The sequence below is a fragment of the Lwoffella lincolnii genome, from assembly GCF_002014765.1.
GTDB classification, from domain to species: Bacteria; Pseudomonadota; Gammaproteobacteria; order Pseudomonadales; family Moraxellaceae; genus Psychrobacter; species Psychrobacter lincolnii.
Genome location: NZ_MUYT01000001.1, coordinates 177,261 through 199,727, shown reverse-complemented (window position 1 = coordinate 199,727; position 22,467 = coordinate 177,261). Strand labels below are relative to the sequence as shown.

At 42.8% G+C, this 22,467-nt stretch carries 15 protein-coding genes; 7 read left to right on the top strand and 8 right to left on the bottom strand.

The genetic code is table 11. The features are described 5' to 3' along the window. Positions 1-189: 189 nt before the first annotated feature. Positions 190-4,644 (top strand): AAA family ATPase, encoded by a 4,455-nt coding sequence (locus B0682_RS00955; protein ID WP_078306223.1) that lies wholly within the window; start codon positions 190-192, stop codon positions 4,642-4,644. Between the two features lie 39 nt (positions 4,645-4,683). On the opposite strand, the gene B0682_RS00950 is transcribed toward B0682_RS00955, so the two are convergent. The 3 genes from B0682_RS00950 to mfd form a co-directional block, all read right to left on the bottom strand. After that, entirely contained in the window at positions 4,684-4,860 is a 177-nt protein-coding gene (locus B0682_RS00950) for an oxidoreductase-like domain-containing protein (RefSeq protein ID WP_078306222.1), read from the bottom strand. Between the two features lie 315 nt (positions 4,861-5,175). Beyond that, a complete protein-coding gene (locus tag B0682_RS00945) occupies positions 5,176-5,613 on the bottom strand; it encodes a hypothetical protein (protein WP_078306221.1) in 438 nt (145 codons plus the stop codon). A gap of 42 nt (positions 5,614-5,655) precedes the next feature. Beyond that, a complete protein-coding gene (gene mfd, locus B0682_RS00940; RefSeq protein WP_078306312.1) occupies positions 5,656-9,291 on the bottom strand; it encodes a transcription-repair coupling factor in 3,636 nt (1,211 codons plus the stop codon). 278 nt (positions 9,292-9,569) lie between these two features. Here mfd and queA point away from each other — a divergent pair, with 278 nt between their 5' ends. Both queA and tgt read left to right on the top strand, forming a co-directional pair. Further along, positions 9,570-10,790, top strand: a complete 1,221-nt coding sequence (gene queA, locus B0682_RS00935) for a tRNA preQ1(34) S-adenosylmethionine ribosyltransferase-isomerase QueA (RefSeq protein WP_078306220.1) — start codon at positions 9,570-9,572, stop codon at positions 10,788-10,790. A gap of 257 nt (positions 10,791-11,047) precedes the next feature. Next, a complete protein-coding gene (gene tgt / locus B0682_RS00930) occupies positions 11,048-12,199 on the top strand; it encodes a tRNA guanosine(34) transglycosylase Tgt (RefSeq protein ID WP_078306311.1) in 1,152 nt (383 codons plus the stop codon). Between the two features lie 169 nt (positions 12,200-12,368). Here the strand turns inward: tgt and B0682_RS00925 are convergent, their stop codons facing one another. The 3 genes from B0682_RS00925 to B0682_RS00915 form a co-directional block, all read right to left on the bottom strand. After that, positions 12,369-12,764, bottom strand: coding sequence for a GNAT family N-acetyltransferase (locus B0682_RS00925; RefSeq protein ID WP_078306219.1), 396 nt, complete (start codon positions 12,762-12,764; stop codon positions 12,369-12,371). A gap of 25 nt (positions 12,765-12,789) precedes the next feature. Then, the gene (gene iscX / locus B0682_RS00920; RefSeq protein WP_078306218.1) at positions 12,790-13,002 is read right to left on the bottom strand and encodes a Fe-S cluster assembly protein IscX; all 213 of its coding nucleotides are present in this window, start codon (positions 13,000-13,002) and stop codon (positions 12,790-12,792) included. Positions 13,003-13,135: 133 nt separating this feature from the next. Next, positions 13,136-14,383, bottom strand: a complete 1,248-nt coding sequence (locus tag B0682_RS00915) for an NnrS family protein (protein ID WP_078306217.1) — start codon at positions 14,381-14,383, stop codon at positions 13,136-13,138. Between the two features lie 287 nt (positions 14,384-14,670). On the opposite strand from B0682_RS00915, the gene B0682_RS00910 reads away from it, so the two are divergent. Beyond that, entirely contained in the window at positions 14,671-16,947 is a 2,277-nt protein-coding gene (locus B0682_RS00910) for a nitric-oxide reductase large subunit (protein WP_078306216.1), read from the top strand. Positions 16,948-17,070: 123 nt separating this feature from the next. Here the strand turns inward: B0682_RS00910 and B0682_RS00905 are convergent, their stop codons facing one another. Beyond that, positions 17,071-17,589, bottom strand: a complete 519-nt coding sequence (locus B0682_RS00905; RefSeq protein ID WP_078306215.1) for an Rrf2 family transcriptional regulator — start codon at positions 17,587-17,589, stop codon at positions 17,071-17,073. A gap of 393 nt (positions 17,590-17,982) precedes the next feature. Here B0682_RS00905 and nirK point away from each other — a divergent pair, with 393 nt between their 5' ends. From nirK to B0682_RS00890, 3 genes are all read left to right on the top strand, one after another. After that, positions 17,983-19,491 carry a copper-containing nitrite reductase gene (gene nirK / locus B0682_RS00900; RefSeq protein WP_078306214.1) on the top strand — a complete coding sequence of 503 codons (1,509 nt, stop codon included), beginning with the start codon at positions 17,983-17,985 and terminating at the stop codon, positions 19,489-19,491. Positions 19,492-19,756: 265 nt separating this feature from the next. Then, positions 19,757-20,593: a formylglycine-generating enzyme family protein gene (locus B0682_RS00895; protein ID WP_078306213.1), complete on the top strand. Its 837-nt coding sequence runs from the start codon at positions 19,757-19,759 to the stop codon at positions 20,591-20,593. Positions 20,594-20,745: 152 nt separating this feature from the next. Beyond that, a complete protein-coding gene (locus tag B0682_RS00890) occupies positions 20,746-21,444 on the top strand; it encodes an SCO family protein (RefSeq protein WP_078306212.1) in 699 nt (232 codons plus the stop codon). A gap of 138 nt (positions 21,445-21,582) precedes the next feature. Here B0682_RS00890 and B0682_RS00885 read toward each other — a convergent pair whose 3' ends face one another. Then, the gene (locus tag B0682_RS00885; RefSeq protein WP_078306211.1) at positions 21,583-22,443 is read right to left on the bottom strand and encodes a mechanosensitive ion channel family protein; all 861 of its coding nucleotides are present in this window, start codon (positions 22,441-22,443) and stop codon (positions 21,583-21,585) included. Positions 22,444-22,467: the final 24 nt, after the last annotated feature.

The window sequence follows — 22,467 nt, the reverse complement described above, 5'->3', positions numbered from 1 at the left end:
CCTTAAAAACGGTATTTATGTACCTTAAAAACGGTATTTATGAAAAAAACTGCATTCATAAATTCGTGTAAAATATGACTTATCAATGCCGTCTTATATGTTATCAGAACAAGAGCTGTCAGTGGCGAATATGACCCAATACTTTTCTACCATTTACCATTAATACCGCTTCTTAGAGCAAGACACATCATGCAAATCATCAAACTTACCCTAAAAAATCTAAATTCCTTAGTCGGTACTTGGCAGATTGATTTTACCAATCCTAGTTTTAAAGATGCAGGTATTTTTGCCATCACAGGACAGACAGGAGCAGGTAAAACCACCATTTTAGATGCCATTTGCCTTGCATTATATGGTGAAACGCCCAGAATTAATAACATCAGCAACAACAGTAACGACATCATGAGCAGGCGGACAGCTGATTGCTTAGCAGAAGTGGTCATCGTCATCAATGATGCGTATTACCGCTGTTCGTGGTCGCAAAAACGTGCCTATAACAAGCCAGATGGTAATCTACAAACCGCTCAACACAGCATCAGTTTATTGCCACACGCTCATGCTAAAAAAGGCGATATTCTCGAAGACAGCATTCGCAGGACTAAAGACAAAATCCACCATTTACTTGGTATGGATTTTCGCCAGTTTACTCGTTCAATCATGCTGGCTCAAGGCAGTTTTTCAGCATTTTTGCAAGCAAGCAGTGATGAAAGGGCTAGGATATTAGAGCAAATCACAGGTACAGACATCTATGCTGATATTTCCATGCGTGTGCATAAAAAAAAACAAGAACACCAACAACAACTGGAAAAATTAAAAGCCACCTTAGGTGGTATCCAATTACTCAGCGATGCACAGTTCACCGAGCTAAACACCATGTTAACTGAGTTACACACCCAACAACACAACACAAAAACACAAGTCAACATCATCAGTCAACGTCATCAATGGCTAAAAAATAAAGCCAAGTTACACCAGCAACTCACCGAACAACAGCAACAACTGACCGTCAAACAAACACAGCTTAAAGATTTTGCCAAACATGGCAAACGCTTACAACAAGCTCAACGTGCTTTTGCCATAGAAGGGACGTTTTATCATCTGCAACAACTGATTGATGACCACAAAGAACAACAACACCGACTGACCACGCTGACACATAAGCTACCAGATAAACAGCAGGCGTTAGCTGACATCAAGCAACAGGTGGACACACACAACGAACATCTACAATCGCTTGAAAAGGCATTAACACAACAACAACCCCTTTTTAAACAAATACGCATGCTTGACCAGCACATCGAACAGTGCCAACAACGACTTGCCGAAGAACATGCCCAATACAAAAAACTGAGCGATAGCATGGCACAAGAACAACAAAACAGCCAACACACCAAGCAAACTTTGGCACAACTGACCATTGACATTGCTCAGTTACAAAATGAGTTGTCTCGGTACAATCACCAAGATTTACACCACGCTCGTCAGCAGTTGCTTGAGCAAGGCCGTGCTTTATCAGACACATTACAACAGCGTCAGAAACTTGCTGAAGAACAACACAACATTTACCAGCAATATCAGCATCTTAGCAAACAAAGTGAATTGCTGGTAAATCAACGCCAACAGCTACAAAACCAACAACAACATGACCAAAAATACCTTGCACAACAACAGAAACAAGCACAACAACTACTGATACAAACCCAAACGATGACAGGCATCACCACATTTGCCCCATCATTAGATGACACCCATGATGCCAATGACGACAACGATGCCAGTGGCAACACCCCCCCTTTATCCAAAGCGGCCCTAACAACCACGTTAAAACAAATCGCCGATGCCTTAATCCAAAGCGAACAAAGCAACAACCAAAGGCAACAACAACTAACAAAACAACAGCAACTTAGCCAACAGCTACAGACAGATTGGCAACAACTGACGGATAATCTTGGCACATTGCAAACTCAACAACACACCCTAAACCAACAGCATCACCAAGAAGCACAACTGACACAAAAGCTTAACGAGCTTGATGCGGACATTCAAGATCTGCAAGACACCCTTGCCTTATATGATAAAGTCAACCGACTAGAAGAGTACATCATTCATCTGTCAGATGATGAACCATGTCCTTTATGTGGCTCAACCGAACATCCTTATCTTACCAACCTTGACCACGGCTCACATCCGCATTATTTACCCAAACAAACTGACGCTCAGCACTTTCATCACACCCAACATCGCACCAAAGACAAGCTTGCTCAACTGCTAAACACACAAAAAAACCAGCAAACCGACTTAACCAATTTACAAAAAAAAATGGCAGTCATGCACCATCAACATGCCGATAAGCGTCAGCAACACTTAAAGCTAATCACACAGACCAAACAACATCTTCAGCAACTGCTGACCTTGTGTCATCAAGCGAACAACAAAACAAACAACAACGCATTATTGATAACACAAATAACTGACAATCCAGAGCCTTCACTTCATCAGCACATCACACAGTTACAATCACAATTACAAAAACAACATCAAGCCATTCAAATAAATATTGACCAAATCAACATCAGCCAAGCAGACACATCAAGAGATAATCCAATAGATAACCCAGTAGATAACCCAGTAGATAACCCAGTAGATAACCCAGTAGATAACCCAGTAGATAACCATAGTGGGTTTGTTTTTAACAATGATGTTTTTAATGATGACATGAATGATGGTGTACAGTGTATTCATAAAATCACCAACAGTTTGCAAACGGCAGAACAACATAACCAAACTCAACTGGATAAAATACACACGTTATCAAACACACAAAGACAGCTGGCAGAAGACATAGAACGTCATTTTGCCAATCAGTTGGCTCATAAGCAACAGCAGCAACAACTAAATCATCATATTCAACATACCCAAACCAAACTTTGCCACCTACAGGACATGGACAAACGTGTCAGACAAGACACACAAGGTTTTATTAAGCAAGCACGGACACAATGCCAACAGCTGATGGCGTTAATTAACTTAATTAACATACCAACACCCACCACGCCCAAACCCACCTCTTCGCTTGTGTCTGTGCCAACATCATTGACACAATTGGCGGAGCAACTTGAACAACTTGAACAAATGGGCATAACAAACAGCGACAATCAGCCCACACAGAACACATGGACACCATTTTACTCACAACCTTATTGGCAACAATTACAAAGCGAAGACATATTGCAGCCGTTGCGAGACATCGCCATTCAATGGAAACAGCTTATCGAAACACATGCCAAAAAAACCCAACAACTGCATGAACATAGCAACCAACAGCACAGCCTAACCGCCACCCTGACAGCACAACAAACTCGACAGCAAGCATATCAACAAGAACAACAAACACTTAGCCAAACCATATCAACACAACACGCTCAGCTACAACTAAAACAGCAAGAGCGACATGACAAATTTGCCCATCACAACCCTGATGAGACAGAAGCACAACTACAAGCTGACATCACTGCCCAACGCCAAAAGCTAGAAACCAGCAAATATCAGCAACAACAACAGCAATTGGCAATACAAAATCTACAAAGTCAGCTGGCTGAGCTGAGCCAAAGTATGGATAAAAAAAGTCAGCAAATCGACGCACGACAACAAGACTTTATCAAACAGCTTAAAAAACAAGGGTTTATTGATATGAATGACTTTGTTCAAGCACGCCTGCCCACTGATGAGCGAGAACAACTGCAAGCACAACAAAACAGATTAGACACCAGCATCACCCATCTACAAAACAACCTTGATGACTTACACAGTCAGCTTGATGACCTAAAAAAGCAAGTAGAACAACAAGATAAACACAACATTAAGACATTAGAAATGACATTGGAGATGAATACAATAGATGACAGCGATGCTTTTTTAAAAACGTATCAGCAATTAACAGGCACAGCACTGACAAATGCCATTGATGCCATGAATCACAAGAAAAATCATCTAAAACAACAACTTGAAGAACAACAGCGACAGCTTGGTGGCATCGAACAACAAATCAAAACACATCATGATAATCTGTCAAAAACCCAAGCACAACACGCCCTAATCAGTCAGCAACAACAAGAAAACCAACTTTGGGACAAGCTACACGCCCTTATTGGACAAGCAGATGGCAAGAAATATCGCAACTTTGTGCAGGGGCTAACCTTTGACATCATGATTTATGAAGCCAATCATCAGCTCAAAAAAATGAACGACCGTTATCTGCTTTATCGTGATGACAACATCAGCAACAGCCTTGAGTTAAGCGTGATTGACTTATATCAAGGTGCAGAAGTACGCACCAGTAAGAATTTATCTGGTGGTGAAAGCTTCATCATCTCACTGGCGTTGGCATTGGGGTTATCGGCAATGGCAAGCCACAACATGCCCATGAACTCGCTGTTTTTAGATGAAGGGTTTGGTACGTTGGACGAAGACTCACTGGAGATTGCCCTAGACACACTGACCCATTTGCATCAAGAAGGCAAGCTGATTGGGGTTATCTCGCACATTCAAAGTCTAAAAGACCGCATCTTAACGCAGATACAAGTCAGCAAGTTAAGTGGTGGGGTAAGCAAGCTGTCTGGTGCTGGTGTCCAAAGACTGGGCTAATTTTGCAATGTCCGCCCGCTCAAGCATTAAAGACATGCCTTAGTTTGGCTTTGCTAGGTTTGCTAGGCGTTTTTGCTGTTCATCGTATGCTTGTTTTTGCATGCGATAAATGGCATAAACGCACAATTCACCACACTCACTATGACAGCATTCCCAATCTTCTGGTGGGATAGGCTCTTCGATGAGTGTTTCATTGTTGGGTAATGTTTGAGTCATGGTTATGTCAAATAATCAATCATGGGTAGTTAGGATTTGTTGTTGAATACCTTGGGGCAGTTGGTTTAGCTCAATTATCATGGTTTTTTCCTTTTGCTTTTGTTTAAGCTGTTGAATTTTTTTTGATTAATCTTGGTTCAACTACTTTTGCCTTTGAAAAATCAAAATTTGCATAGTGTGCTTGTAGTTCATCTTGCGTTTTCATAAATATTACTTAAATATCGCTTGAAAAAGAACGAATTGAATAAAAGTGCTTTTTTTTGCACTATTAAATTTAGGATAATTGATGGAATATAAAACCCATCTTGATATCTATCAGCAATGGTAGTTTTTTAACTCTACTCTTGCAATGGCTCGTCCATTCATGTCACTGTAAACATAAACATAAGTTATTCCAGCATCCATCAATCTTTGAGTTGGTTCTGACTTACAAGCAATATTATTCATTACCTCTAATCTGTCTCTATAAAAAGCTTCAATATTTTCTTTCTCTATGTTTCTAGAGTCTATATCAATAAGTTGATACATGAAATTTAATGTCTTATTTAACGCTAAAGCACCAATAAATTTTGTACTTTCATCCATCATAATGGGTGCTTGGGCATTCATCTGTTTTGCCATATCTTGAAGGGTTTTGGAAAGAAATAAATCTCTTTCCTGAATAGACTCGAAATTCCCATTTCTATCTAATGCAAATGCAGCATTATTTATCAAAGTAAAGCTGATAATAATCAAATATATAAGTTTTTTCATAAAAGTTTTCCTAATCTCATCATAATTATAGATTAAAAAAAATTATACCTTATTTTGCAATTTTTCAAGCAATCCTTTGACCACTTTAATGCGACCTTCAGGGGTAGCAAGGGCTTTATCATCAGTCATTTTGATGCCTGTTGCCCCATTCATTCTAAATTTGTCTGGCTCTGATTGTATCAGGTTGATGATGCTGATGGCTTGCACAGGGGTGTTGGGTAAAAATTCCATCAACACCGAACGATGGTTAGCATCAATCTTACTCACCTGCAATGGTTCTGCCAATAATCTGAGTTGATGCACCGCAAACAGCTGTTTGGTCTGAATGGGCAATGCCCCAAATCGGTCTATCATCTCCGTACGGATATCGGTTAGGGCATCTTTGTCATTGGCGTTACTGATGCGTTTATAAAACAGCAATCGCTGATGCACATCAGCCAAATATGATTCTGGTATTAAAGCGCTAAAGTGCAGGTTAATATCACTGGTCAAAGACAGTGGTGTGTTTAGGTCAGGCTCTTTACCAGCCTTGATGGCCTTAGTGGCTCGCTCTAGCATGTCCATGTATAAGCTAAAACCGATGGCTTGCATGTTGCCAGATTGTTGTTTACCAAGCAATTCACCCGCCCCACGGATTTGCAAATCTTCGCTGGCAAGCATGAATCCTGCCCCCAAGGTATTGGCTCGCTCAACGGCATTTAGGCGTTTTTTGGCATCACCTTTGAGTCCTTTGATAGAAGGTACAAGCAAATAACAATAGGCTTGATGGTGGCTTCGCCCCACTCGCCCACGCAACTGATGCAGTTGTGCCAGTCCAAACTTATCAGCTCGCTCAATGATGATGGTATTGGCATTTGGCACATCAATGCCTGTCTCAATGATGGTGGTGCAGACCAATACATTATGTTTTTTATGATAAAACTGGCTCATGACTTGCTCAAGCTGGCGTTCATTCATCTGTCCGTGAGCGACCGCCACACGGGATTCTGGCACCAGCTCACGGACAGTCTGTGCCATGCGTTCAATGCTTGCAACGTCATTGTGCAACAGATAAACCTGCCCACCACGAAGCAGTTCACGCAAGATGGCTTCTTTTATCAAGGCATCATTTTTTTGCATGACAAAGGTCTTAATCGCCAAACGGCGAGCAGGTGGTGTGGCAATGATGGACATGTCTCTCATGCCAGACAGTGCCATATTTAGCGTCCGTGGAATGGGGGTGGCAGTCATTGACAGACAGTCCACATCAGCTTGCATGGCTTTGATGCGTTCTTTATGCCTGACACCAAAACGATGCTCTTCATCGATAATCATCAAGCCTAGGTTGTGAAATCTGACATCTTCTTGTAGCAACTTATGCGTGCCAATCACAATATCCACCGTACCATTTGCTAAGCCTTCTAAGGTGGCATCTTGTTGTTTTTTACCACCAAATCGAGACAGTGATTCAATGCAGATGGGCCAATCAGCAAATCGGTCAAGAAAATTATCCGTGTGTTGCCCTGCCAGCAAGGTGGTAGGCACTAAAACCGCCACTTGATAGCCAGCATTGACCGCAATGAACGCCGCTCGCATGGCCACTTCAGTTTTGCCAAATCCCACATCACCACAAATCAGCCTATCCATGGGTTTGTTTTGCTTCATGTCGTGCATCACAGCAGCAATGGCATTGCTCTGGTCAAGCGTTTCTTCAAAGGCAAACTGACTGGCAAACAAATCATAAGCTGGCATGTCAACGGTAAAATGAATGCCCACTTTGGCATCTCGGCGAGCTTGGATATTTAACAGCTCAGCCGCCACATCGTGGATTTGTTCTAGGGCTTTTTGTTTGGCTTTGTCCCATTTGCCACTGCCAATCTTATGTAGTGGTGCTAGGGCTGGGTCGCCGCCACTGTAACGACTGATGAGATGTAAGTTGGTAACAGGCACATAGATGCTGGCATCTTCAGCGTATTTTAAGTGGATAAATTCCTGCTCATCTTCCCCATCATCTAAGCCACCCAACGCCAACGTGGTCAAACCCTGATAGCGTCCAATACCATGCTCAATATGCACCACAGGGCTGCCAATGCTCATCTCAGTAACCGACTTGATTAAAAACTCTTCAGACACATCAGACTGACGACGCCGACGAGTTTGCAACACCTGTCTGCCAAATAACTGTGTCTCACTGATGATGGCAAGGCGGTTAGGCACATACACACCACGCTCAAGCGGAGCAACCGTCATACCAACTAAATCAGACTGACCAGCACCCATTTGCAAAAAATCAGCGAAGTGAGCAAACTGCTTAATATTCAGCTTATCTTTTAACAAATCTAACAATATCTCTCGCCGCCCTGCGGTCTCTGCCACCAACAAAATTGGTATCGGATTATCATTAACAAATCTAAGCAACTCTTCCAACGGCTCAGGCTTATGGTGATTAACAGACAAGCTTGGCGGTTTGGCAACTTGCTCAAACACCACCTGCCCATGACCAGATTCAAGTTGCTGTCGCTCTTCACACAACAGCACTCTGGCAAAGGATTTTAGCTTACCATTGAGTTCATCAATCGGCAGATACAACTGCCGGGGAGCAACGATGGGCTTATCAATGTCATGGCGACGCTCTTCATAACGACCACTGATTTGTGCAAAAAATTGTTCAGCCTGTATTTGTGCTTGTTCATCAAGAATAAACAGGGCATCACTGGGCAAATAAGCAAATAGATTGCCTTCATCATGCCAATTGTCTGAGTCAAAAAATAACGGCTGATAATACTCCACACCAGCAGGGGCTAAGCCTTGCATCACATCATGAAACAGCTCAAACTTACGACTGCTGGTATTTGGGAACATGGCAGCAAAGTTGTTGCGAAACGTCTCCTTGCCATCTTCTAACGGAAACTCCTTGGCAGGCAAAATCTGAAAACTGCTCAATGGCTTAGACAAATCAGGTAATTTATGCAATGGCGACAGATTATTCTCTTTGTCTGCCCATTCACCTTTGCCTGACATCATGTCGGTTAAATCCTGTTGGCTTAAAGTGCGTTGAGTTTGTGGATTAAAAAATCGCATGGTATCCACTTCATCATCAAACAAATCCAGTCTCAGCGGCAACGGTTGTCCCATGGCAAAAATATCAATGACACTGCCACGAATGGCAAACTCCCCTGGTTCAAACACATTATCCACCGCCCGATAACCTGCTTTGGCAAGCATCTGCCGTTGACTCTCAATGTCAAATATTTGCCCCACTTGCAAATCAAAATGCTGTCCAATTAGCCAACTGGGCGGTGCAACCCGTTGCATTAAAGTCTGCACACTCACCAATAAAATGCCATCAGTGGGCATGTCGGTTAATAGGTTGATGCGTTCACTGACAATGTCTTGATGTGGTGATAGCTCATCATAACTTAAGGTTTCCCAATCGGGGAATACATGGGCATCGATACCACAGAACCGTAATTCTGTCTCAATCTGGTTCAGTTGATTTTGGTCTCGTGTTACCACCACTTTTAGGCGATTTGCCACGTCATTGGTGCTAAGTTTGGTCAAACTTGCCAACCATAAACTGCCAATCGCCCCATCAGTTGGAGACAGCCAGCGCCTTTCATTATGATGAATGGGAAATATCTGTTCGTTGATATGGGCAAAGACGTCAGTGAAAGCATGGGTCAAGATAGAAGTGGACATAAGGTGGCTATTTTTCGTATTTTCTTGGGGTTCTGGTAGCGTGGTTTTGATAAAAACATACAACGGACATGCACAATAGACCTGTACAACATGGCACATTATACTCATAATCTCATCAGATAACCAACCTAGCCAGTTGACCAAAAAAGCCAGCCACCACAAATCGCCAATCACACACATCAATGTGAAAGCGTTAATATGGCGGCGTTTTATCTTGAGTAATGGATAAGATTTGCTAAAATAAACCGTTTTGTTATTGTATCCACTGAGATTTTGCCATGCACTCACCTGACCGCCACCCAAGCGTCAATCAACCAAGCATCAATAACCCAAGCGTCAATTATCTAAGAGTCAATGATTATGATTATGAGTTGTCTGATGAACTGATTGCTCGCCATCCATTGGCTCAGCGGTCAGCTTCTCGGCTGTTATATTTGCCTGCCAATCAACAGCCCCAAGACAAACAATTTGCTGACTTACCCAGTTTATTAAATCAAGGTGATTTGGTGGTGTTTAACGACACCAAGGTCATGAAAGCTCGTCTGTTTGGGCAAAAGGACACAGGTGGTAAAATAGAAGTATTGGTAGAACGCATTGACCCCATTTTAAACCCTGCTTTTGGCAATTCTGCTTTTGGCAAAAATAAAAATACAGTTGATGCAACCTGCCTACAGACCTGCCTACAAAATAAAGAACATCATAAAACCTACCCATACCTTGCCTTATGCCACATCAAAGCCAGCAAAGCACCCAAATTAGAACAACACATCATATTAGCGAACGGACACATGCAAGGCAAAGTATTGGCACGACAAAACAATCTGTTTGTGGTGGGATTTACCAAACCAGTTTTGCCAGATTTAGAGCAACATGGTGAATTACCCATTCCTCCTTATTTTGACAGACGTGCAGATGATGGTGATGACCAACGGTATCAAACGGTATTTTTTGACCCCACAAAAATGGCAAGTGTTGCTGCCCCAACTGCCAGTCTACATTTTGACGATAACATTCTCAATCAATTAAACATAAAAGGGGTGAACACGGCTTTTGTTACGCTCCACGTTGGTGCTGGTACATTCGCCCCTGTCAAAACCAATCATATTTTAAGTCATAAAATGCACAGTGAATATGCCGAATTACCCCAAATGACGGCTGATTTGATTAACCAAGTCAAGTCCAATGGTGGTCAAGTAGTGGCGGTTGGCACAACCGTGACTCGAGTGTTAGAAACGGCTTTTCAAAAAACTGCCAGTTTTGATAAACCAACGTTATCAGCATGGGCAGGTGATACGGATATTTTTATTTATCCAAGCTTTAAGTTTGGAGTTGTTGACAGACTATTAACCAATTTTCATTTACCAAAATCCACGTTATTGATGTTGGTCTCAGCGTTTGCTGGCAAAACACAAATTGAACACGCCTATCAACACGCCATTCAGCAGAAATATCGATTTTTTAGTTATGGCGATGCGATGCTGTTGGATAAACTGACGTAAATCACTGTCAATCACCATCAATGAACACATATGAACAAATATGCTAAACTGAACAACTCGTCGCAACGCATGACTTTCAAGGTGAAGTGGGCAACAGCCCCTTGATAAACAGCCCCTTGATAAATAAACTTAACATCACCAATCAGACCCAGCTTGATGCTGTCGAAGCTGTTGTGATGAGCTATTTATCATCAAAATCTGCCTTTCATATTTTTTTAACTTTTATTTTTTTAACTTTATTGGATAAAAGACACTTTATGCAATTCACCCTACATAAAACTGCCACTGGCAACAGCCGAGCCAGACGTGGCACGGTTCATCTTAATCATGGTGATGTACAAACCCCTGCCTTTATGCCTGTTGGCACTTACGGCACAGTCAAAGGCATGTTACCCCGTGACATTCACGACATCGGAGCAGACATCATCTTAGGCAATACCTTTCATTTATGGTTACGCCCTGGCACAGATGTCATTGACCAGTTTGGTGGGTTGCACTCATTTATCCATTGGGATAAGCCCATTTTAACCGATTCGGGTGGCTTTCAAGTGTTTAGCCTTGGTCAAATGCGTAAAATCACCGAAGAGGGCGTATATTTTAAATCGCCCATTGATGGGGCAAAGGTGTTTTTATCACCAGAAAAATCCATGCAAATCCAATACAGTTTAAATTCTGACATCGTCATGCAGTTTGATGAATGCACGCCCTACCCTGCCAGCCATGATGAAGCCAAAAAATCGCTAGAGTTATCATTGCGTTGGGGGCAACGATGTGTTGATGAACATCGCAAACTGGGCAATGACAATGCCTTATTTGGCATCATTCAAGGCAGTATGTATCCAGATTTGCGACGGACATCATTAGATGGGCTACTTAACATTGGCTTTGATGGCTATGCCATTGGTGGATTATCGGTTGGTGAGCCTAAAGAAGAGATGATGGCGGTACTCAACTACCTACCCAATGACATGCCCAGTGATAAACCCAGATATTTAATGGGCGTGGGCAAACCAGAAGACATTTTAGAAGCCGTACGCCGTGGCGTAGATATGTTTGATTGTGTCATGCCCACTCGCAACGCTCGCAACGGCCACTACTTTGTAACAGGCAACCCTGACAATCAAGGTGTGGTGCGTATTCGTAACAGCCAATATCGTACGGACGAACGCCCCCTTGACCCAGAATGCGACTGCCATACCTGTCAAAATTTTAGCCGTGCTTATTTATATCATCTCAACAAATGTAAAGAAATGCTGGGGGCTCAGCTTGCCACCATTCATAACCTAAGGTATTATCAACGCCTAATGGCGGGCATTCGTCAGTCAATAGAAGAAAATCGCTTTGATGCGTTTGTAACCGCATTTTATGCCAAACGTGGACAATCCGTACCCAAGCTGATGCTTAAGTAGTGAGCATGGTAAGCCTGGTTACTAAATAACTTAAGTTGCTAAATAACTTAAGTTGCCAAATAACTTAACCGCCATTCGCTGCCGTCATTGGCGACAATATAAGTCAACGTGAGTTTGTCCCTTATTATGTGCTGTGATTAGGTGTCGTGTCATATTTTGGCATTTTTAATCAGGATTTTACCCATGCCCTTGGATGCTGTGTAAAGCCAATTTTGCCATAATATTCTGATGCTTTGGGTGATGCTAACAAAATCAGCTTACAAGTTTTTGGCAATTGCTCTTCTACCAACGCAATGAGCTTTTTGCCAATGCCTTGATGTTGCAGGTGTTCACTGACTGCCAAATCCGATAAATAGCAACAGTAGGCAAAGTCGGTCACACAGCGAGCGATGCCCACCAGTTTCTCTTCTTGCCAAGCGGTTACGGTCAAATCAGCATTGTCCAGCATGGCTTGCATGACACTGGCATCATCTGTTGGGCGACGCTTGGCCAAGGTGCTGTCAGTTAATACAAAAACAAACTGCTCAAGACTCACCTTTTTATTTACTTGATAGACGATGGTCATTATCATCTCCCGTCAATCTGTTTTATTAATCCGCTTCATCTATCCAGACCATTTGAATGGCTTCTAAAATTCGCTCATTGGACGCATTGGGATTGTCATCAAAACCATCCAGTTCGGTTACCCAACGATGCAAATCGGTAAAACGAACATATTGTGGGTCAGTTTCGGGAAATTTATCCGCCAATTGAATGCCAATCTCTAGGCTATCGGACCATTTTAACGGAGAATTTATTGACATGATTTCTCTCACCAGCCATTAAAATAAAAAAGAAACATACGCTTAAAAACATAAGCTTAAACATATTAGCGTAAATGCGTGCCTTTAACAAAGGCAATCAGCAAAAAATTTTTGACAAAGCCATGAATGAGCATCAACCAAACAACCCATCAGGTCTTGGTTTAGACAAAATTGGCAAATAAATGACCAAGAAAATCACAAAGCTAACCACCCATAGCCCTTGCGACAGCGTAATCAAGGTCATGTAGTGATTGGGCAGCACAATCGGTAACAGCCCACGAATGACCACCGCCGTCGTCATCAATAGCAATAGCACCGTTACCCAAGGTGATGGCTGATGAATATTACGGCCTGTATGACCAAGACTGACACGGCTCATCATCGCCAATGTCATCAAACCGATGCCAGATAACGCCAACACATGCACAGGTAAACTGTGGCTAAAGCCAAGCCAAGGCTGGACGGCAAACAACACAAAACCCAAACACATGGCAATAAACGCCCCATATAACGACCACAATAACGGCTTTTTCCAAATGCCTTTGGTGTGCCAGCCCAACAATCGCAAGCCATTAATCACTGCCACTGCCAAAGCACTCAAGCTAAGTAACCACGCATTGCCCCAAAACACATCAACCAGCATAAACACAAAAAAACTGACCAAGCTTAATTTATCCAACAACGCTGAATTTTTTAGTGTTACCTCTTCATCAACCCCACGCTCAATAAAAAACGGCAATACTCGTCTGCCAATGGTCAATACCACACCAATAATCAAATACAACCCCAAATACAGCCCCACTTTTTGTAAGCTCAGTTGCCCCATCAACACACCCACATAAAACAACAATTGGCTAACCCATAATAATGACAGCTTCGCCACGATGCCAATTTGACGTTTTTGCTTAACCTTCCATACAGGGCGAATGACCGCAAATGTGCATAACGTCCAAAATAGCATGTCCATCAAACCAGCCAGCCACATCACCACCGTTACCAGTGTGGCATCAGCACTGACCAACGGCAGAGCCAACCACATCAACCGAGCCATTGCCCACGGTAAAAAAATACCAAATAACGACCAACCATAAGGCATTGGCTGGCTTGTCCACGTTTTCACGGCGGTTAATAAAAACCCAGCAATCACCGCACAGGCATAACCATAAAGCATTTCATGGGCATGCCAATAAAATGCCATTGGCACATTTTTAAGGGGCAAACCTTGGGCATCGACCAAGTTGACATGCCCATGTAACAAGGCATACCACGCCAACATGCTCAGCACCGCAAACACACTGGCACTCACAAAAAAGATGCGAAAGCCTAGGTTTAAAATGGGGTGTGGCGATTTTGGGGGTGATTTGGGTAAAGAAATTTGCATACATATTCTCACAAAATAAATCAGTGCTTACTTACAATACATCACAATCTTGATGGAAAATATTAACATATATTTTAAATACATGTTATACTTCAATCATCTTTAATGATTCATCATCTGTCATTTTATGTCAGTTGTTTTATTTTATCGTAATTATGATGAATGATGGTTAATTGATAATGAATTTAACACCATAACCGTCTGCATAAAGACATCACCCTGTCAATCTGACCGTTATGACGTTAAAAAGCAACACATACCACCTAAACAATATGAGGAATATGGTCATGGGTGAATATAAAAAACATTGGTGGGGGCTTATCATCACATTGCTCGTTACCTTTACCTTATTGGGTTGGGGCGGTTTTGAGATTTACCGCACCACTCCACCCATTCCTGATAAGTTCGTTGACTCATCAGGTCAAACTTTAATCACAAAACAAGACATTTTAGACGGTCAATCCGCTTGGCAATCAACAGGCGGTATGCAGTTGGGTTCAGTCTATGGCCACGGTGCGTATCAAGCCCCTGACTGGACAGCCGATTGGTTGCATCGTGAGCTGGTTGCATGGCTTAACATCAAAGCCCAAGCCGAGCATGGCAAGGCGTTTGATGAGCTGACCAGCATTGAAAAAATGGGCTTACAACAACAGCTCAAAGAAGAGTACCGTGGCAGTGGCATGGGGTCAGACAACACGGTGATGTTATCCGACACTCGCATAGCAGCGATTAACCAAGTTGCACCTTATTACATTGATTTATATGGCGACACCCCAGAGCTTGCCAGCTCTCGTGAAAGTTTTGCCATGAAAAATAACACATTGCCTGATTTGACGGCTCGTCAAAATCTGGCTCATTTTTATTTTTGGACAGCGTGGACATCGTCCGCCAATCGCCCAGGAACGGTTGCCACTTATACCAACAACTGGCCGCATGAACCTTTAATTGACAATGTGCCTACCGCTGAAAATGTGATGTGGTCGATTGCCAGTGTGGTGTTCTTATTGGCGGGCATTGGTCTTTTGATTTGGGGTTGGGCATTCTTGCACAAACAAGAAGAAGATGACATTAAATTAACCGTACCAAAACAAGACCCATTAAGCCTAATTGAGCTGACACCCTCACAAAAAGCCTTAGCCAAATACGCCTTTTTGGTGGTGGCGTTGTTTGTGGTGCAGATATTCTTAGGGGGCTTTGTGGCTCACTATACCATTGAAGGTCAAGACTTCTATGGCATTCCTGTGTCTGATTTTATCCCTTATTCTTTGGCTCGTACTTGGCACATTCAATCTGCCTTGTTCTGGATTGCCACCGCCTTTTTGGCAATCGGTTTGTTTGTTACGCCCATCATTCATGGCGGTAAAGACCCCAAATATCAAAAGCTTGGGGTGGATTTGTTATGGGTGGCGTTAATCATTGTGGTGGTTGGCTCATACATCGGTCAATACCTTGCCATCGCTCACATCATGCCTGCTCATCTTAACTTTTGGTTTGGTCATCAAGGCTATGAATTTATTGATTTAGGGCGTTTTTGGCAAATCCTAAAATGGGTTGGGGTGTTATTCTGGCTGGTCTTGATGTTGCGTGGTGTGCTGGCTGGCTTTAAAGGTGAAGGCGATAAGAATCTGTTGTTCATCTTTGTTGCTTCTGTGGTTTGTGTGGGCTTATTTTATGGCTCAGGCTTGTTTTACGGTGAACATACCCCGATTGCCATCATGGAATACTGGCGTTGGTGGGTGGTGCATTTATGGGTAGAAGGGTTCTTTGAAGTCTTTGCCACCGTGTCCATTGCCTTTATTTTTTATAACTTAGGTTTGGTGAGCAAAAAAATCGCCACAGGCTCTTCAATTGCATCAGCTGCCTTGTTTTTATTGGGCGGTGTGCCTGGCACATTCCATCACTTATATTTCACAGGCACAACCACGCCAATCATGGCAATCGGTGCGTCATTTAGTGCTTTGGAAGTGGTGCCTTTGATTGTCTTGGGTTACGAAGGTTATGAACACTGGTCAATGCAACGCCATGCCAAATGGATGGAGCGTTTAAAATGGCCTGTGCTGTGCTTTGTTGCCGTGGCATTTTGGAACATGTTGGGAGCAGGTGTGTTTGGCTTTATGATTAACCCACCCATCTCACTGTTTTATCTGCAAGGTCTGAACACCACACCTGTCCACGCTCACGCAGCTTTATTTGGCGTGTATGGCTTCTTGGCATTGGGCTTTGTGCTGTTGATTGTGCGTTATTTGCGTCCTGAATATCGCTTCAGTGATAAATTGATGAAAACTGGCTTTTGGGGATTAAACCTTGGCCTGTTACTGATGATTTTTACCAGCTTGTTGCCAATTGGTATCTATCAAGCCTATGCGTCTATCACCGAAGGCTTGTGGTATGCCAGAAGTGAAGGCTTCTTACAACAAGACTTTTTAGAAACATTGCGTTGGGTGCGTACCTTTGGTGATGTGGTCTTTATCATCGGTGGCGTGAGCATCGCTTTACAGGTGGTCAAATTGGTATTTGGTCAATCACCAAAACACCCAAAACATGACACACCCATCACAGACTAACCCTCATGTGATGTCCAAAGTATTCGTTCTTATCAACAAAATTCCCCCAAAATCGTTGGGGGATTTTTTATGGTTGATAGTGGTTTGAATAAATCCAGCCATCATTGACCGCAAATGAGCAAACTACCCATCATATAAAGACAAACAGTGCCTTAGCTCATCGGTGTTGCTGATGATGTCCGCCAGCGTATAGCTGTCCAAAACCTGCAAAAATGCCTTGGTGGCTTCGGCAAAAACCTGCTTTAAATGACAAGCAGGTGAGATGACACAAGACAGGGCGGGCTGCCCCACAGACAAATCCAAAGTTTTGATTTTTATCAAATTATCTGTCATCACATCATCTTGTGCTGGCTCATCAGCAAAACACGCCACCACAAAAAAATCTGGCTCTGTTTGGCGAATGATACTACCAACATTGATGTTTTTGGGGTGCATTGCCAAGCGAATGCCACCGTTTTTACCCCGCGCACTGTCAATGACTTTAAGCTTGCTCAACTGATGAATGACCTTGGTCAAATGATTTTTAGAAATCCCATAGCTTTTGGCAATGTCATCAATGCGTACCAATTCATCATCATTGGGCATGGTCGCCAAATAAATCAGCACACGCAACGCAAAATCACTGTATTGAGTTAATCTCATAATCACACTCTGCAACCATGTTCATCTTGACACGCCATCGGTCAATTTAAAACGCTCAATCTAAAACGCCCAATCTCAATCCATGCAAATTAAATCCATGCAAACTCAAGCAAAAAATCTAGGAATTCTAGCAAATTTAAAAATTAATAACAATCATTATTGTTTTCAATGACAATTAATTTACATGATAAAACATTGATGTAAAAAGATTGAAAAATTTGTTTACTTTTAAGAAAAATGTATTTAAAATACATGTTAAGGATATGGCATTATACATGTGTTTGACATGTATTTTAAGTGCCTTTTCTAGGCATTTTAACCTTTCTGTGCTTTTTATTTTTATTGATGGCATTGAAGAAAATTACAGGCAACCTTTCTATAAGGAGAACCCATATGTCTCAGCCTATTTTGATAAAAACAACCTTAATTTGTGCCTTAAGTGCATTGATGCTCAGCGGTTGTAGCAATCAAGCGGACAAAGCCGCCCAGCCAAAAAGCAGCACGGTAGATGCTGCTGCCAAGACGGCAGAGGCAGATAATGCTGCCTCACAAGAACATCAAGGCGAGTTGCCTGTCATTGATGCCATTGTTACGCATGCACCAGAAGTGCCACCACCTGTTGACCGTGACCACCCCGCCAAAGTGGTGGTAAAAATGGAAACCGTTGAAAAAGTCATGCGTCTGGCAGATGGCGTGGAATATCAGTTTTGGACATTTGGCGGTCAAGTTCCAGGGCAGATGATTCGTGTACGTGAAGGCGACACCATCGAAGTGCAGTTCTCAAACCACCCAGATTCAAAAATGCCCCATAATGTTGACTTTCACGCCGCCACAGGGCCAGGCGGTGGGGCAGAAGCGTCATTTACCGCACCGGGTCATACATCAACCTTTAGTTTTAAAGCCTTACAGCCTGGTTTGTATGTCTATCACTGTGCGGTTGCCCCTGTTGGCATGCACATTGCTAATGGCATGTATGGCTTGATTTTGGTTGAACCAAAAGAGGGCTTGCCAAAAGTAGACAAAGAATACTATGTCATGCAAGGCGATTTTTATACCAAAGGCAAATATGGCGAACAAGGTCTACAGCCCTTTGATATGGAAAAAGCCATTCGAGAAGATGCTGAATATGTTGTCTTTAATGGTTCGGTGGGGGCGTTGACTGGTGAAAATGCTCTAAAAGCCAAGGTTGGCGAAACTGTTCGCTTATTTGTGGGTAACGGCGGCCCGAATTTGACATCATCATTCCATGTCATTGGTGAGATTTTTGATAAAGTTCACTTTGAGGGCGGCAATGGCGTTAACCACAATATCCAAACCACGCTAATCCCAGCAGGTGGTGCTGCCATCACTGAATTTAAGGTGGATGTGCCGGGTGATTATGTCTTGGTTGACCATGCCATCTTCCGTGCCTTTAACAAAGGGGCATTGGGCATACTTAAGGTGGAAGGTGAAGAAAATCATGAGATTTATTCACACAAACAAACAGACGCTGTCTATCTGCCAGAGGGTGCAGCACAAGCGATTGACACCCAAGAAGCACCCAAAATACCTGCACCAGCCAACTTACAAGAGCAGATTCAAGCAGGTAAGGCAACCTATGACTCTAACTGTGCTGCTTGTCACCAACCTGATGGTAAAGGCGTACCAAACGCTTTCCCACCGCTTGCCAACTCTGACTATCTGAACGCCGACCACGCTCGTGCTGCCAGCATCGTGGCAAATGGATTGTCTGGTAAGATTACCGTCAATGGCAGCCAATATGAAAGCGTCATGCCTGCGATTGCTCTGAGCGACCAACAGATTGCCAATGTCATCACCTACACGCTTAACAGCTTTGGTAACAAAGGCGGTCAACTCAGTGCAGATGATGTGGCAAAAGCAAAAAAAACCAAGCCAAACTAATCTTAAAGTTTGATTAAGATATCCGCTGGTTTTCATTGAGCATCATGGCTGTCTTATGTGGCAAGCCATGATGTGCTTAATGGTTTTAATGCTTTTTATGCCCAATAATACCCAAAGTGTGTGTGTGTTTAAAAGCCATGCTAAAAGGTGTATGCTAAAAAGTACAAAAGCTTGATGCTGAATTAAGTGAAAGCTTAATAAAGCTAGAAGTTATTAAAGTATTGTTAAAAGGTAGTTAAAAGCTTGTGAATAAGGAGAAAGTCTGATGAGATTAACTCACACCAACACATTGGCTCACTTAACTGCGTGGGATAATGTCATCAGCTCTTTGGTTGTGGCTTTAGTAGCGTTTGTGTTATCACCCCAGCCCATCGCCCACGCCAAAACTGACACCAATGCCATGGCAAGCATCAAAGGTGGCACATATCGCCCTTTATACTTAAGTGAAGACAGCCCCATGGTGACCGTGGGTAATTTTCACATTGATAAAATACCCGTAACCAACCAACAATTTGCCAAATTTGTCGCAAACAATCCCAAATGGCAAAAACAAAACATCGCCAAGCTTTTTGCTGAACCTGACTATTTGGCTCACTGGCAAAAAACACGCCAAGGTTATTATCCAAACCCAGCCGATGTTGATAAACCTGTGGTGAATGTCTCATGGTATGCCGCCAACGCTTATTGTAAAGCTCAAGGCAAACGCTTACCTAAGATTGCAGAATGGGAATATGTCGCACAAGCGTCAACCACTCGCATCAATGGCAGTCAAGAAAAAGGGTATAACCAAACCATTTTAGACTGGTATACCAAATCTGCCACCATGCCATTAAAGCGTGTGGCCCAAAGCCCAGCCAACTACTGGGGTGTGTACGACATGCACGGCCTGATTTGGGAATGGACACAAGACTTTAACAGCAATCTGGTGTCAGGTGAATCACGAGCAGACAGCACATTAAACCAAACCATGTTTTGTGGTTCTGGTGCAGCAGGTGCACCCGACCCATCAGATTATGCCGCTTTTATGCGTTACGGTTTTCGCTCAAGCTTACAATCTCAATTTGCCCTAAAAAGCTTGGGATTTCGCTGTGCAAAAGATTAAAAATCAGCCACGCTTAAACAAATGATTAGCAAAATTGCACAAAACGAACCAATTGATGACAATCAGAATTGATGACAATCAGTCAACCAGCGAATTAACAGTAACCACTTAGCATCTGTGGCAAAAAACGCCACATCAATCAGGAGCAAATCATGAAAAAACTCATCTTAGCCAGCAGCATTGCCCTACTTTTGAGTGCCTGCCAACAAACCGAACAAAAAGCCGACCAAACCACCCATGATGGCGAGGTGGTCTCCACAGAACACGCCCATGAACATGCTGCCCATGGCGACGCACACGGACATGATGGGCATGGTCATGGTCATCATGAACATATTGAGTTGCCTGTGGCGGACACACCAGCACCTGCCTTAGAAGAGTCAGTATATCTGGTGGAAGGCGATTGGAAAGACCAAGATGGCAACGCCTTTGACTTAAACAGTTTGGCAGGGCAAAAACAAGTGGTTGCCTTTATCTATACCAGTTGTAAAGAAGTCTGCCCATTTATGATGCGTAGCATGAAAAACATTCAAGACAAACTGCCTGAAGAGGTGCGTGCCAACACAGGATTTTTGGTGGTGAGCTTTGACCCTGAGCGAGACACCCCAGCCATTTTGAAGAACTTTGGTGAGCATTACAAGGCTGATGAACATTGGACTTTCTTAAATGGCAGTGATGATGATGTGCGTATGCTTGCCAACACCATGAATATCCGCTATCAACACGCTGAAGGTGGTATGATTAATCATTCCAACGCCATCATGGTATTAGATGAGCATGGCAAAATGATTGAGCAAGCCAATGGCACAAGCACCGCAGGTGAAGATGCTGTTGTGGCGGCGTTAACCTAAGTAACATTAACCAAAATGACATCAACCGAAATTGCATCAACCAAAATTAAGTTGATTTAAACAAACCATCAGCAAAAACATTCACAAAAAATCATGCCCTGTCTTTGGCAGGGCATTTCAAATGCTCTGTGATTATCATCACAAGCCAGTATCAGATTTTTGCCCTGCCAACAACTTATCCAATCCAACCACACTGATGCTACTTTGTGGGAATGGAATTTCAATACTGGCATTATCCATGGCATATTTTGCTTGTTCAAGCAAATCACATTTAAGATTCCACCAATCAGAATTGGCAGACCAAACGGTTAATGTCAGTTCCACAGAGCTATCACCAAGGTCTGTAACCAAAACCGTCGGAGCAGGGTCTTTTAATGCCAACTCATGACCTTGAGCAAGGGATAATAAGATGTCTTTGGCGGTCTTAATGTCATCACCATAACCAATACCCAGCACCACCTGCACTCGACGAGTGGGCATGGCACTGAAGTTGGTAACGGCAGTGGTGGTAATTTGTGAATTGGGAATCACAATTTCATGATTATCTAATGTTGTTAAGCGAGTATTAACCAGTGTGATGTCATTCACTCTGCCCTTATTGTCTTTAATTTCAATCATATCACCTTTGTTAAATGGTCGAAAAAGCACAATAATCACTCCTGCGGCAAAATTAGACAGCTGATCTTTTAGTGCCAGACCCACAGCAACCGTTGCCCCCCCTAAAATGGCAACCACTGAATTGGTGTTCACCCCAAGCCTGCTTAAGGCCGCCATCACCACAACCGCCATCAACAAGCCATATAAGATATTGCCCATGAAATTGGCAACGGTTTTATCCAGTTTGCTGTGTTGCATCATGGTATCAACCAAGCGAACAACTTTTTTTACCAACCATTTACCAATAAAGAATATCAATAGTGCAACAACCAATTGCCCCAGCATGATTATGCCCTTATTAAGCCATTGGTCAATCAGTATGTTTAGATTATTTGCTGACATAATTTCTCCTATTTGGTTTGGCAT

What these genes read in the sequence shown, in the direction of transcription:
- B0682_RS00955 (WP_078306223.1), top strand. Translation starts at nt 190, where the DNA reads ATGCAAATCATCAAACTTACCCTAAAAAATCTAAATTCCTTAGTCGGT.
- B0682_RS00950 (WP_078306222.1), bottom strand. Translation starts at nt 4,860, where the DNA reads ATGACTCAAACATTACCCAACAATGAAACACTCATCGAAGAGCCTATC.
- B0682_RS00945 (WP_078306221.1), bottom strand. Translation starts at nt 5,613, where the DNA reads ATGAAAAAACTTATATATTTGATTATTATCAGCTTTACTTTGATAAAT.
- mfd (WP_078306312.1), bottom strand. Translation starts at nt 9,291, where the DNA reads ATGTCCACTTCTATCTTGACCCATGCTTTCACTGACGTCTTTGCCCAT.
- queA (WP_078306220.1), top strand. Translation starts at nt 9,570, where the DNA reads ATGCACTCACCTGACCGCCACCCAAGCGTCAATCAACCAAGCATCAAT.
- tgt (WP_078306311.1), top strand. Translation starts at nt 11,048, where the DNA reads ATGCAATTCACCCTACATAAAACTGCCACTGGCAACAGCCGAGCCAGA.
- B0682_RS00925 (WP_078306219.1), bottom strand. Translation starts at nt 12,764, where the DNA reads ATGACCATCGTCTATCAAGTAAATAAAAAGGTGAGTCTTGAGCAGTTT.
- iscX (WP_078306218.1), bottom strand. Translation starts at nt 13,002, where the DNA reads ATGTCAATAAATTCTCCGTTAAAATGGTCCGATAGCCTAGAGATTGGC.
- B0682_RS00915 (WP_078306217.1), bottom strand. Translation starts at nt 14,383, where the DNA reads ATGCAAATTTCTTTACCCAAATCACCCCCAAAATCGCCACACCCCATT.
- B0682_RS00910 (WP_078306216.1), top strand. Translation starts at nt 14,671, where the DNA reads ATGGGTGAATATAAAAAACATTGGTGGGGGCTTATCATCACATTGCTC.
- B0682_RS00905 (WP_078306215.1), bottom strand. Translation starts at nt 17,589, where the DNA reads ATGAGATTAACTCAATACAGTGATTTTGCGTTGCGTGTGCTGATTTAT.
- nirK (WP_078306214.1), top strand. Translation starts at nt 17,983, where the DNA reads ATGTCTCAGCCTATTTTGATAAAAACAACCTTAATTTGTGCCTTAAGT.
- B0682_RS00895 (WP_078306213.1), top strand. Translation starts at nt 19,757, where the DNA reads ATGAGATTAACTCACACCAACACATTGGCTCACTTAACTGCGTGGGAT.
- B0682_RS00890 (WP_078306212.1), top strand. Translation starts at nt 20,746, where the DNA reads ATGAAAAAACTCATCTTAGCCAGCAGCATTGCCCTACTTTTGAGTGCC.
- B0682_RS00885 (WP_078306211.1), bottom strand. Translation starts at nt 22,443, where the DNA reads ATGTCAGCAAATAATCTAAACATACTGATTGACCAATGGCTTAATAAG.